General features: G+C 71.2%; 10 protein-coding genes. 6 read left to right on the top strand and 4 right to left on the bottom strand.

The features are described 5' to 3' along the window. Positions 1–8 precede the first annotated feature (8 nt). Entirely contained in the window at positions 9–1,451 is a 1,443-nt protein-coding gene (locus tag ABXS86_RS13805) for a TrkH family potassium uptake protein (RefSeq protein WP_307213697.1), read from the top strand. Then, complete coding sequence (locus ABXS86_RS13800) at positions 1,444–2,115, top strand: potassium channel family protein (protein WP_056224009.1); 672 nt, start codon at positions 1,444–1,446, stop codon at positions 2,113–2,115. Before ABXS86_RS13805 ends, ABXS86_RS13800 begins: the two co-directional genes overlap by 8 nt. A 30-nt stretch (positions 2,116–2,145) precedes the next feature. Here ABXS86_RS13800 and ABXS86_RS13795 read toward each other — a convergent pair whose 3' ends face one another. Both ABXS86_RS13795 and proC read right to left on the bottom strand, forming a co-directional pair. Next, positions 2,146–2,433, bottom strand: coding sequence for a DUF1905 domain-containing protein (locus ABXS86_RS13795; RefSeq protein WP_353664849.1), 288 nt, complete (start codon positions 2,431–2,433; stop codon positions 2,146–2,148). A 2-nt stretch (positions 2,434–2,435) separates the two neighbouring features. After that, positions 2,436–3,281 carry a pyrroline-5-carboxylate reductase gene (proC, locus tag ABXS86_RS13790; RefSeq protein ID WP_353664848.1) on the bottom strand — a complete coding sequence of 282 codons (846 nt, stop codon included), beginning with the start codon at positions 3,279–3,281 and terminating at the stop codon, positions 2,436–2,438. Between the two features lie 121 nt (positions 3,282–3,402). On the opposite strand from proC, the gene ABXS86_RS13785 reads away from it, so the two are divergent. Together ABXS86_RS13785 and ABXS86_RS13780 are read left to right on the top strand one after the other, a co-directional pair. Then, a complete protein-coding gene (locus tag ABXS86_RS13785) occupies positions 3,403–4,515 on the top strand; it encodes an alpha/beta fold hydrolase (protein WP_353664847.1) in 1,113 nt (370 codons plus the stop codon). Between the two features lie 41 nt (positions 4,516–4,556). Beyond that, positions 4,557–5,486: an LLM class F420-dependent oxidoreductase gene (locus ABXS86_RS13780; protein WP_353664846.1), complete on the top strand. Its 930-nt coding sequence runs from the start codon at positions 4,557–4,559 to the stop codon at positions 5,484–5,486. Here the strand turns inward: ABXS86_RS13780 and tadA are convergent. Next, positions 5,472–5,936: a tRNA adenosine(34) deaminase TadA gene (gene tadA / locus ABXS86_RS13775; protein ID WP_353666249.1), complete on the bottom strand. Its 465-nt coding sequence runs from the start codon at positions 5,934–5,936 to the stop codon at positions 5,472–5,474. The genes ABXS86_RS13780 and tadA overlap by 15 nt on opposite strands. Before the next feature lie 86 nt (positions 5,937–6,022). On the opposite strand from tadA, the gene upp reads away from it, so the two are divergent. Next, positions 6,023–6,655 (top strand): uracil phosphoribosyltransferase, encoded by a 633-nt coding sequence (gene upp / locus ABXS86_RS13770; protein WP_076677423.1) that lies wholly within the window; start codon positions 6,023–6,025, stop codon positions 6,653–6,655. A 203-nt stretch (positions 6,656–6,858) separates the two neighbouring features. On the opposite strand, the gene ABXS86_RS13765 is transcribed toward upp, so the two are convergent. Continuing rightward, a complete protein-coding gene (locus tag ABXS86_RS13765) occupies positions 6,859–10,434 on the bottom strand; it encodes a TM0106 family RecB-like putative nuclease (protein WP_353664845.1) in 3,576 nt (1,191 codons plus the stop codon). 109 nt (positions 10,435–10,543) lie between these two features. On the opposite strand from ABXS86_RS13765, the gene ABXS86_RS13760 reads away from it, so the two are divergent. Then, a complete protein-coding gene (locus ABXS86_RS13760; RefSeq protein ID WP_353664844.1) occupies positions 10,544–12,604 on the top strand; it encodes an NAD(+) synthase in 2,061 nt (686 codons plus the stop codon). The last annotated feature ends 7 nt before the right edge of the window (positions 12,605–12,611 follow it).

Below are 12,611 nucleotides of genomic sequence, written 5' to 3'. Positions count from 1 at the left end.
AGCGGCGCATGGCGGCGACGCCGAACGAGGTTCGACTGTCGACGCGGCTGCGTCGCATCGCCTACGAGGCATGGGATCGTCTGCGCAATCTGACGACGGCATCCCCCGCGCGATTCGCGGTCCTGGTGTTCGTGACGCTGATCGCTCTGTTCACCGCGCTGTTCTCCCTTCCCGCGGCATCCGCCACCGGTCAACGCATCGCGTTCGCCGACGCGCTGTTCACCGCGGTGTCCACGATCTGCGTCACCGGCCTGTCGACGCTGAACATGTACTCCGACTTCTCCCCCCTCGGTCGGGCCATCACCTACATCGGCGTCAACGTCGGAGCGCTCGGCGTGCTGACCCTCGCGTCGATCCTCGGCCTGGTGATCTCGAAGCGGCTGGGCCTGCGCGCCAAACTGATCGCCGCGGGAGACAGCAACCCGCTGCGCGCGCACGGCGGACCGGTGAACGAGGGCCAGACCGTTCGACTCGGCGAGGTCGGACAACTGCTGCGCACGGTGGCCCTGTCGACGCTGGTGATCGAGGCCGTGCTGACGGTGCTCATCTACCCGTCGCTGATCATCGGCGGCATCAACCCCCTCGTCGCACTGTGGGAAGCGCCCTATTACGCGGCGATGGCCTTCACCAACACGGGCTTCATCCCCAACGCCGACGGGCTCACGCCGTTCGCGCAGGACTACTACCTGCTGACCGTGCTGATGGCGGGCGTCTTCCTCGGCTCGATCGGCTTCCCCGTCATCTTCACGCTCTGGCGGCACTACTGGCGCTTCCGGCTGTGGTCGCTGCACGCCAAGCTCACGATCATCACGACGGTCATCCTGTTCTTCGCCGGGGCGGGCGTCATACTCCTGCTGGAATACGACAACCCGCTCACATTCGGCAGCATGGATGCGTGGGACACAACGTTCCAGGCGTTCTTCCTCTCGGCCATGACGCGCTCGGGCGGATTCAGCGTGATCAACATCGGCGACCTCAACGGCGCGACCCTCATCGTCGGGTCGATGCTCATGTTCGTCGGCGGCGGATCGGCGTCCACCGCCGGTGGAATCAAGGTCACCACGCTCGCCGTCTTGGCCCTCGCCGTCTTCTCCGAGGCAAAGGGCCGCCCCTCGGTGCAGGCGTTCGGGCGCCGCATCCCCAGCGACGTCCAGCGCGTGGCGTTGTCGGTCGTCGCGTGGGGGGCGACGATCGTCGCCGTCTCCACCGTCACCATCAGCCGCATCACCGATGCCCCCATCGAGTACGTGCTCTTCGACGTCGTCTCGGGCTTCGCCACCGTGGGGCTGTCGACGGGACTCACCGCCGAGCTCCCCGACCCCGGCGTCTACGTGATGGCGGCCACGATGTTCATGGGGCGCATTGGTACAGTGACACTCGCCGCGGCCGTGGCTGCTTCGTCCCGGTCGCAGCTGTACGCGCTCCCCGTGGAAAGGCCCATCGTTGGTTGAACGCATCCGCAGTGACGCCCCCGTCCTCGTGATCGGCCTCGGGCGCTTCGGCGCCGCCTGCGCGGGTGAGCTCGACCGACTCGACCGCGAGGTGCTCGCCGTCGACGGCAACCTCGAGCTCGTGCAGAAGTGGTCGGAGCGCGTCACCCACGCCGTCCAGGCCGACGCGCGCAACATCGACGCGCTGCGCCAGATCGGCGCCCAGGACTTTCAGGTCGCCGTGGTCGCCGTCGGTTCGCTCATCGAGGCGTCCGTGCTGATCACCGCCAACCTCGTCGACCTCAAGGTCCCGCAGATCTGGGCGAAGGCGGTGTCGCAGTCACATGGCAAGATCCTCGCCCGCGTCGGCGCGAACCACGTGATCTACCCCGAGGCCGAGGCCGGAGAGCGCGTCGCGCACCTCGTCAGCGGACGCATGCTCGACTTCATCCGCTTCGACGACGACTTCGTGCTGGCCAAGATGTACCCGCCCAAACTCGTGCGCGGGGTGGGCCTGAACGAGTCGGGCGTCCGCTCGAAGTACAACGTCACGGTGGTCGGGGTGAAGAGCCCGGGCCGCCCGTTCCGCTACGCGGAGGCCAACACCGTGGTGACCAACCACGACCTCATCATCGTGTCGGGGACGAACAGCGACATCGAGCGCTTCGCCTCGCTCGACCGCTGAGCTTCCCCACCCGGCGCCGGCGCCTCGGGCTCAGGCGTCGATGTCGAGCGTGAGGTCGACCACGTCGTCGACGCCGAGCCCCTCGGCATCCTGCAGCGCCTTCTTGATCGGAACGACGTACCCGCCGTCCTTCGGCCAGAGCGAGGTGGTCACGGTCGTGCCGCCGATGGTGACGGATGCCGGGATCATGCCCCAGCCGTAGGTGACGACGGGCGCGACCTCGGCGATCATCGCGGCCTCGACGGGCGGCACCGAGACGAAGTGGTACGGCGCCGGGCCGCGCCAGTGCCAGATCGTCCCGGTGAAGCGCAGGCGCACGGTCAGCTCCCCGCGGCCAGTTCCTTCGCGCGGGCCAGGGCGGCCTCGGCGGCGGTGGTGAAGGTCGAGGCGAGGTCGGCGTCCTGCAGCACCGCGACGGCGCGCTCGGTCGTGCCCTTCGGGCTCGTGACGCGACGGCGCAGCTCGGCCGGCTCGTCGTCGGAAGCCGCCATGAGGGCGGCGGCGCCGATGAAGGTCTGCTCCGCGAGCAGGCGGGCTCGGTCGTGGTCGAAGCCCATCCGTTCGGCCGCCGCGGTGAACTGCTCGGCGAGCAGGAAGACGTAGGCGGGGCCCGACCCCGAGATGGTGGACAGCGCGTCGATCTGCGACTCGGGCACCTCGACGACCGCCCCGACGGTCTCGAACAGGGCCCGCACGACCGCGACGTCGTCGGCCGATGCCGAGGCGCCCGCCGCCAGGCCCGTGACGCCCTTGCCCACGAGCGACGGGGTGTTCGGCATCGAGCGGATGACGGCGACGTCCTCGCCGAGGTGGCGCGCGAACGTGTCGAGCGTCACGCCGGCCGCGAGGCTCACCACGACGGCGCCCTGTCGCAGGTGCGGGGCGATCTCATCGAGCAGATCGGGCACCATCGCGGGCTTGACCCCGACCAGGACGATGTCGGCGGATGCCGCGGCCTCGGTGTTGCCGGCCGGACGCGCTTCGAGGGCGACGCTGGTCACACCCTCGAGGTCGGCGAGCTCGGCGGCCTTCGCGATCGAGCGGTTGGTGGCCGTCACGCCGCCCTCCGCGAGTCCCGAGGCGACGAGGCCGTGCAGGATCGCCCCGCCCATGGAACCGGCTCCGAGGATCGCGATCGGGGGCAGCGAGAGGGTGGCATCGGTCATGCGTCCCAGTCTACGAAGACCCCTCGCGACGCGGGGCACGCCGGGTGCGACCATAGGGGTCGCGCGTTAGAGTCGGGAAGCGGTGTACCGCGGCACCGGCGAGCGATACGGAGGACCCTGGATGACTCTCTTCGACGGCATCAGCGCGCGCCTGGTCGAGACCGACCGGCTGGGTGTCAACGTGCTCGAGCGCACGGGCGACGACCCGGCGACGATGCCCGATCACACCGTCGTGTTCGTCCACGGCAACGTCTCGTCGTCGCTGTTCTGGCAGGAGATCATGCAGGATCTGCCGAGCGACCTGCGGGTGCTCGCCGTCGACCTGCGCGGCTTCGGACGTACCGAGCACACGCCCCTCGACGCCACCCGCGGCGTGCGCGACTTCAGCGACGACCTGTTCGCCACGCTGCAGGCCCTCGACATTCCCGAGGCGCACCTCGTCGGCTGGTCGATGGGAGGCGGGGTGGTGATGCAGTACGCCCTCGACCACCCGGTTCGCTCGCTGACCCTGCAGGCCCCCGTGTCGCCCTACGGCTTCGGCGGCACCCGTCGTGACGGCTCGCGCCTGAACGACGAAGACGCCGGAACCGGCGCGGGCGCGGCCAACGCCGACTTCATCCAGCGCTTGATCGACCACGACACCACCGCCGACGCCCCCACCTCGCCGCGGTCGGTCTTCCGGGCGGGCTACGTCGCGCCCGGGTACGAGAGCGATCACGAAGACGTCTGGGTCGAGTCGATGCTGACCACCTCGACCGCGGGCGGCAACTACCCGGGCGACTCGATCCCGACCGCGACCTGGCCCGGCTTCGCGCCGGGGACCACCGGGGTGCTCAACAGCCTGGCGCCGAAGTACTTCGACGTCTCGGGCATCGTCGACCTCTCGCCCAAGCCCGCGATCCTGTGGATCCACGGGACGGCGGATGCCATCGTGTCCGACGAATCGTTCTACGACCTCAACCACCTCGGCGCCCTGGGCGTTGTGCCGGGCTGGCCCGGGGCGGATGTGGCCCCCGCGCAGCCGATGGTCTCGCAGACGCGCGACGTGCTCGTGGCCTATCAGGAGAAGGGCGGCGAGGTCACCGAGGTCGAGATCGAGGGCGCCGGCCACTCGGTGCACCTCGAGCGTCCCGCGCAGTTCCGTCGCGCTCTGCTGACGCACATCGGCTACGTCGGCCGCCCCGCCGACCCCGCACCGCCGACCGAGGCGATCATCCTGCGCTCCGCCGACTGACCTCTCCCCCGTCCCGCCCCCGCCCCCCCCTGGAGCCACCCGTGGAGTACTGCCTGTTCACTGAGCCCCAGCAGGGCTTCTCGTACGACGACCAGCTGGCCTTCGCGCAGTCCGCGGAACGGCACGGCCTCGACGGGTTCTTCCGCTCCGACCACTACCTGCGCATGGGCGAGGGCGACCCCCGCCCCGGCCCCACCGACGCGTGGACGACGCTCGCCGGCCTCGCCCGCGAGACCTCGCGCATCCGCCTCGGCACCCTCGTGTCGTCGGTGACCTACCGGGTTCCCTCGATCCTCGCGATCCAGGTCGCGCAGGTCGACGCCATGTCGGGCGGTCGCGCCGAGCTGGGGCTCGGTACCGGGTGGTTCGAGCGCGAGCATGAGGCCTACGGCATCCCGTTCCCGCCCAAGCGCTTCGATCTGCTCGAAGAACAGCTGCAGGTCGTGACGGGGCTCTGGCAGACCCCGGATGCCGAGACCTTCAGCTTCGACGGCGAGCAGTACCGGCTCGACCGGGCACCGGCGTTGCCGAAGCCCGTGCAGTCGCGCGTGCCGGTCATCGTCGGCGGCGGCGGACCCAAGCGCACCCCCGCGTTGGCCGCGCGGTACGCGACCGAGTTCAACATCGGCTTCGTCGCCGAAGACGTGGTGGCGGAGAAGTTCCGCGTGGTGCGGCAAGCGTGCGAGAGCATCGGGCGCGATCCCGAGACCCTTCAGCTCTCGGTGGCCCTGCCCACGATCGTGGGCGTCGACGACGCCGAGATCGAGCGCCGCGTCGCCGCGATCGGACAGACGCGCGCGCAGTTCGACAACGGTGCCAACCTCATCGGCTCCCCCACGCAGATCGCCGAGAAGGTCGAGCGCCTGCGCGCTCTGGGTGCGTCGCGGGTGTACTTCCAGCTGCTCGACCTGCGCGACGTCGAGCACGCCGACCTCGTGGGTGCCGAGCTGCTGCCTCTACTCCCGCGCTGAGAAAGGCGCGTCGTCCGAGCCGCGACGGTGGCGGAAGAAGGCCTGGAGTCGAGCGGTCGCTCGCTCCTCGTCGACCCCGCCGACCACCTCGACGCGGTGCGGCAGACGCCGGTCGCGCAGAAGGTCGTACATCGACCCGGCGGCTCCCGCCTTGGCATCCCATGCCCCGAACACCACGCGAGGGACGCGCGCCTGCAGGATCGCGCCCGCGCACATGACGCACGGCTCGAGGGTGACGACGAGCGTGCAGCCGGCGAGGTGCCACGAACCGAGGTGCGTCGCCGCCCGCCGCAACGCGACCACCTCGGCGTGCGCCGTGGGATCGTGCGTGACCTCGCGGAGGTTGAGCCCTTCGCCGATGATCTCGCCCGCGGCATCCAGCACCACCGCCCCCACCGGCACGTCGTCGTCGTTCGCTGCGGCGTCGGCGAGCGCGAGAGCCCGACGCATCGCGTCGAGGTCGCGGGCGGTCGAGATCACAGGAGCTCCAAGAACGGGGGCTGAGCCGCGCGGGCGAAGAGGTTAGCCTTGAGCCTATGCGTGTCCACGTCGCCGACCACCCGCTCATCACCCACAAGCTCACGGTGCTGCGTGACGTGCAGACGTCGTCGCCGGTGTTCCGTCAGCTCACCGAAGAGCTCGTGACGCTCCTCGCGTACGAAGCCACCCGCAACGTGCGCGTCGACCCGATCGAGATCCAGACCCCGGTCACCACGACCATGGGCGTCAAGATCAGCGAGCCCCGCCCGATCGTCGTCCCGATCTTGCGCGCCGGGCTCGGCATGCTCGAGGGCATGGTCAAGCTCCTGCCCACGGCCGAGGTCGGATTCCTCGGCATGGTGCGCGACGAAGAGACCTTCGAGCCGACGACGTACGCCGAGCGCCTGCCCGACGACCTCAGCGACCGCCAGTGCTTCGTGCTCGACCCGATGCTCGCCACCGGCGGATCGCTCGGCGCGGCCATCAAGTTCCTCTTCGCACGCGGCGCGCAGGACGTGACCGCGATCTGCCTGCTCGGCGCGCCCGAGGGTGTCGCGGCGATCGAGAAGCAGGTCGAGGGCCACGACGTCACCCTCGTGCTCGGCGCCGTCGACGAGCGCCTCAACGAGAAGGGCTACATCGTGCCCGGTCTCGGTGACGCCGGCGACCGCCTCTACGGCACCGCCTGAGATCCGGGCGCGCCGGGGCTGTTTTCCGCTGGGGCCTGTCGACGGGTCGAGGCTGACAGCTGGCGGAGCTGACGGGCGCGCCGGGACTGTCGTCCGGGTGCGCCGGGGCTGCCGGGCACGCCATGGCCGCCTTCGAGCTCGGGGCCGGCCGGGCACTTGGAGCATCGGGCCTGCCCGGTGCGCCCTGATCGCGGCGTGGCCGGTCAGTCGGCCTCGGCCACGAGACGCGCGAAGGCGCTGAGGCGCGCGACGCCCTCGGGTGTGCGCGGGAGATCGTCGAGCAACGCGGGCGAGTAGACGACGTACGCCGCCTGCATCGCGCGCGAGACCGCGACGTTGATGCGGTTGCGCAGCAGCAGGAACTCGAGTCCGCGCGGGGCCTCGCGCCCCGACGACGCCGCCAACGTGAGGATGGCGACGACGGCCTCCTTGCCCTGGAACCGATCGACGGTGCCGACCGGTACGTCGGCGAGGCCCGCGGCCAGGAGGGCTTCTTCGACCGCGACCTGCTGGGCGTTGTAGGGCGTGATCACGATGATGTCGTCGGTGCGCAGGGGGCGCGGCTCGTGCACCGTGGCGGTGTCGCCGGCTCCGCCTTCGGCCCCCGTCCAGACACGGCCGACGAGCTCGCCGACGATGCGCGCGACCTCGGCCGCCTCCTCGGACGAGAAGGTCGAATTTCCGCGATGGCGAACGGGCACGACGTGCACGCCCGGCTCGACGCCCTCGAGATGACGGAGAGCTGTCGAGGGGTGTGCCTCGAGGCGACCCTCGTACGACAGGCGCGAGACCGGTCCGGCGACGGCCGGGTGCATGCGACGGGTGCGGGCGAGGAAGTAGCCGAGCTCGGCGGGCACGACCTCGGCGCCGTCGATGATCCAGCCGAGGGCGGACGTGTCCACCGGCTCGGGGTGGGTGCCCTGACTCACCTGCGGCAGCTGCTGGGGATCGCCGAGCAGAAGCAGACGCTGCGCAGCGAGAGAGACCGCGATGGTCGAGGCGAGCGAGAACTGGCCCGCCTCGTCGATGACGAGCAGGTCGAGGCTGCCGCGGGGAATGCGCGTCTCGTGGCTGAAGTCCCATGCGGTGCCGCCGACGACGAAGCCGGTTTCGCCGTTCTCCGCGGTGAACGCGGCGACCCCGTTCTTCGGCAGCACCGTGAACGCATGAGGCGCGGCCGGGTCTTTGGGGGCCTTTCCCACGCGCGATGCGGGAACGCCGGCGACGATCACCTGGTCAAGCATGTGCTCGATGGTCGCGTGCGACTGCGCCACGACGCCGATGCGGTAGCCGCGCTCGGCGACGAGGCGGGCGATGACGTGCGACCCCACGTAGGTCTTGCCGGTGCCGGGAGGGCCCTGCACCGCGAGGTAGCTGTGGTCGAGGTCGGCGACGCTCCGGGCGATGGCTGCGACTTCATCGTCTCCGTCGCCGCCGTCGACGGCCGTGACGGGAGCGAGGCTGCCCGACCGCGTGCGCGGCGGAACGCGGCGGAGGATGTCGGCCGCCGGACCGTCGGGGATGCGAGGGAGAGCGGCGAGCACCTCGTCGGCCCACGCGTCGATCGCCTTCTGCTGATTTCCCGCGCGCGGCGGCGCCGGTGGCGTCAGCGCGAGGGGCAGCTCGTCCCACGTCACGCCGTCTGCGGCGGTCTCTTCGACGATGGCCCCGTCATCGAGCACCTCGCGCACCGTCACGCGCCGCGCACCGTGGATCCACCGCGGGCGGGTGTCGAGGGGGAACGGCGCCGGGAGGTCGTAGACCGCGAAGGGGTCGGAGTCGACGCTCAGGCGGGTGCCCGGGGCGACGTCTCCGCGCAGCTCGACGAGGCGGCGCTCCGATCCGCGCCCCGACTCGGGGAAGTGCCAGTCGGCGACGACCCGTGAGCGCGACGCGTCGACCACGACCACGTCGCGCGTCTCCTCCCACACCGACACCGGCTCGCGCAGACGCAGGAAGTGGGTGGCCCAGTAGGTCTTCTCTTCACGCGGGTAGTAGTCGATCGCAGCCGCCGCGAGGCGGAGCGCCTGGGTGTCGGCGGAGTGTTCGTCGGTCTCGGCCGCGCTCCCGGCCCAGCGCTGCAGAGCGGTCGCACGGGGAGAGGGTTCGTACGTCTGCTCGTCGGGCTCCGTTCCCCGGGCGGGGACGGCGCCCGCCTCGCGCGCCCGGTCGACCAGCCAGTCGCGCAGGCGGCGCGTCGAGACGCAGTCGTAGCGGTTGTAATCGGCGAGGTCGTCGAGCACGCGCTGCGCGCCGGTGGCGTCGCCGTCTGCCGCGAGGGCCCGCGCCTCGACGTACTTCACGATCGAGTCGTCGCCGCGCTGCACGTCGCTCGTGCGCACATCGTCGCCCATGTAGAGCGGCTCGAGCTTCTTGATCGAGTACGAGCGCGATCCGACGCGCAGGGCCCGCCGCACGACCGGGTAGAGGTCGACGAAGACGCCGTCGCGCAGCAGCCGGTCGACGTCGGCCTCGCGCACGCCGTAGCGCGCCGCCATGGTCAGCAGATGCGTGGGCTCGTAGGGCGCGTAGTGGTAGATGTGCATGTCGGGGTACTGCTGCCGACGCAGGGCCACCATGTCGAGGAACCGCTCGAGGGCGGCGCGCTCCTCGTCGAAGGTGTGGGCCCACAGCTCGCCGTAGACCTCTCGCGTGTCGACCCACCCGAACAGGTAGTCGATGCCCCAGTGCACGCCGGCGCCCTCGGTGTAGAGCGGGTCGCCCTCGAAATCGAAGAACAGGTCGCCGTGGTCGGGACGCGGCAGCACGCCGAGGGACTTCGGCGCCACCACCTCGAACGTCGGCACCGCGGGGGCGCTGTCGCCGGCGTCCGTCGCCGCGGGGTCACCCGGGACGCCGGCGGGGCTCGTGAGCTGCAGTCGCGCCTGCGTCCGCAGCGAGACGAACGTGTCGCCGCTCATCGCCGTCGGCGGCTCGGTCGCCGCGGCGAGCTCGTCGATGGTGCGGATGCCGCCCGCGCGCAGACGATCGCGCTGCACCGGCCGCATGCCGGCGACCACGAGCAGGTCGCGGTGGGCGACGACCTCGAGCTCGCAGGTCGCGCACCGGCCGCACGCGATGACGTCGAGGTCTCCGCGCGGGTCTCCCCACGCGATGACCGGGCCCGCGAGGCCGAGCTCGACGCGACGGTCGGCGATGAGGGCGTGCAGGCGCGCGCGCCTCAGCGCGAACACCGGCAGAAGGTCGTCGACGCGGTGCGTGCTGGTCGTGCCGTCGCCGAGCAGGAGCTGCACCTCGTCGGCGCGCGCGACGCCCAGGCGGTCGAGCTGATCGACGTAGGCCGCGAGCTGCATGAGCGCGGTCACCCGCGCCCGGCGGGCGAGCTTGGTGTCTTGCACGAGCCACCGGCGCGGCGCGCCGGACCCGTCGGCAGGCTCGCGCACGAGGAAGTCGGCGAAGCCCACGAACTCGTCGGTCGCGAACGCCGCCTGATAGACGACCTCGGCGCTCGGGTCCGCCAGCGCGGCGTCGGTGAGGCGGACGGCCTCGGCGAGCGCCTCGGCATCGGACGAGCGGGCCGACGGGATCTCGCGCACCGCGTCGCCCAGACGCCCGCGGTACTCCTCGAGCACCCGCTGCTCGTGCGCCGTGCCGAGCCGCGCGGCGCGCTCGAGGGTCGCGTCTTCGGGGTCGTCGACCGGGGCGACGCGGCCGATCTTCGCGTCGATGGCGCGCAGCCACGCGAACTCGCACTCCGCCGCCGCCTTGAGGTCGCTGGCGCTCCAGACGATCCGCGCGTCTTGCTCGATGTACCGCATGGTCGTCAACGCTAATCGGGATCACCGACATCGGTCGTCGCCCGTCCACAGCCGGGGTCCGATCGCCAGGGGTGGCGACGGTGTCGGAGGCTCCTGCCAGACTGGAGCGGTGATCACCGATCTGCCGTTCGAGAGCGTCTACCGTCACGGATTCGCGCGCGTGGCGGCGTGCACGATCCCCGTCGCCGTCGCCGACCCCGCGACGAACGCCGATGCCGTGCTGAGTACCGCGCGAGAGTGCGACGCGGACGGCGTCGCGGTCGCGGTGTTCCCCGAGCTGTGCCTGAGCGGCTACGCGATCGACGACCTCGTCATGCAGGACCCCCTGCTCGACGCGGTCGAGACGGCGTTGGAGCGCCTCGTCGCGGCATCCGGCGATCTGCTCCCGGTCCTGCTGGTCGGCGCTCCCCTGCGGCACGGCAACCGCCTCTTCAACTGCGCCGTGGTGATCCACCGGGGCCGCGTGCTGGGCGTCGCTCCCAAGTCGTACCTGCCGACGTACCGGGAGTTCTACGAGCACCGCTGGTACGCCCGCGGCGACGACCAGGCGGGGGGAGAGATCCGCGTCGCCGGCGAGACGGTCCCGTTCGGTCCCGACCTGCTCTTCGCCGCCACCGACGTCCCCGGTCTGACCGTGCACGCCGAGGTGTGCGAAGACGTGTGGGTGCCGATCCCCCCGTCGTCGAGCGCAGCCCTCGCCGGAGCCACCGTGCTCGGCAACCTCTCGGGCAGCCCCATCACGATCGGTCGCGCCGACGATCGGTCGATCCTGTCGCAGTCCCAGTCGATGCGCTGCCTCGCCGCCTACGTGTACGCCGCCGCCGGCCAGGGCGAGTCGACGAACGACGTCTCGTGGGACGGGCAGACGATGATCTACGAGGGCGGGCAGTTGCTCGCCACGACCGAGCGCTTCCCCGACGGTCCGCGCCGCAGCGTCGCCGACGTCGACCTCGATCGCCTGCGGCAGGACCGGCTGCGTCAGGGCACCTTCGACGACAACCGCCGCACGGTCGACCCGCGCTTCCGCACCGTGACGTTCGAGCTCGCCCCGCCCGCGGGCGATATCGGCCTGCGGCGCGCGCTCGACCGCTTCCCGTTCGTCCCCGACGACCCCGCCCGGTTGGCGCAGGACTGCTACGAGGCGTTCAACATCCAGGTATCGGGCCTCGTGCAGCGCCTCCAGGCGATCGGCTCGCCGAAGCCCGTGCTCGGTGTCAGCGGCGGGCTGGACTCCACGCACGCGCTGCTGGTGATCGCGCAGGCCATGGACCGCATGGGCCGCCCCCGCAGCGACATCCTCGCCTACACGCTCCCCGGCTTCGCCACGAGCGCGAAGACGAAGGGCAACGCGATCGCCCTCGCCGAGGCCGTGGGCGCGACGATCGAAGAGATCGACATCCGCCCCGCGGCGTCCGAGATGCTCTCGCGCATGGGGCACCCGTTCGCGGCCGGGGAGCCCGTGCACGACGTCACGTTCGAGAACGTGCAGGCGGGTCTGCGCACCGATTACCTCTTCCGCCTCGCCAACATGAAGGGCGGGATCGTCATCGGAACGGGCGACCTGTCCGAGATCGCGCTCGGCTGGTCCACCTACGGCGTGGGCGACCAAATGAGCCACTACTCGGTCAACCCCGGGGTCCCCAAGACGCTGATCCAGCACGTCATCCGCTGGGTCATCTCGGCCGGCGAGCTGAGCGAGGCGACCGTCGACGTGCTGCAAGACGTGCTCGACACCGAGATCAGCCCCGAGCTCGTGCCGGCCGGCCAAGACGGCCGCATGCAGTCGACCGAAGACCGCATCGGTCCGTACAACCTGCACGACTTCTCGCTCTACCACGTCATGCGGTACGGCTTCCGGCCGTCGAAGATCGCGTTCCTCGCGGCGCACGCCTGGGGCGATCCGGATGCCGGGTCCTGGCCCGCCGGCTATCCCGAGGGCGAGCGTCCGGCATACGACCTCGACACGGTGGCGAAATGGCTCGAGGTGTTTCTGCAGCGGTTCTTCGGGTTCGCGCAGTTCAAGCGCTCGGCGATCCCCAACGGTCCGAAGGTCTCCCCCGCCGGGTCGCTGTCACCGCGCGGAGACTGGCGCGCACCGTCGGACGGCAACGCCCGCGCGTGGATCGCCGAGTTGCACGCGGCGGTGCCGGGGGCTTTCGACCGCGCCTGAGGCGTGG

The sequence above is a fragment of the Microbacterium sp. che218 genome (genome assembly GCF_040436305.1).
In the GTDB taxonomy this organism is placed as follows: Bacteria; Actinomycetota; Actinomycetes; order Actinomycetales; family Microbacteriaceae; genus Microbacterium; species Microbacterium algihabitans.
The sequence above is the reverse complement of the archived record's forward strand: the minus strand, read 5'-3'. Positions and strand labels throughout refer to the sequence as shown.

Excerpts from the sequence above, each read along its gene's own strand:
- ABXS86_RS13805 (WP_307213697.1), top strand. The coding sequence starts at position 9 with ATGGCGGCGACGCCGAACGAGGTTCGACTGTCGACGCGGCTGCGTCGC.
- proC (WP_353664848.1), bottom strand. The coding sequence starts at position 3,281 with ATGACCGATGCCACCCTCTCGCTGCCCCCGATCGCGATCCTCGGAGCC.
- ABXS86_RS13785 (WP_353664847.1), top strand. The coding sequence starts at position 3,403 with ATGACTCTCTTCGACGGCATCAGCGCGCGCCTGGTCGAGACCGACCGG.
- tadA (WP_353666249.1), bottom strand. The coding sequence starts at position 5,936 with ATGCGTCGGGCTCTCGCGCTCGCCGACGCCGCAGCGAACGACGACGAC.
- upp (WP_076677423.1), top strand. The coding sequence starts at position 6,023 with ATGCGTGTCCACGTCGCCGACCACCCGCTCATCACCCACAAGCTCACG.
- ABXS86_RS13765 (WP_353664845.1), bottom strand. The coding sequence starts at position 10,434 with ATGCGGTACATCGAGCAAGACGCGCGGATCGTCTGGAGCGCCAGCGAC.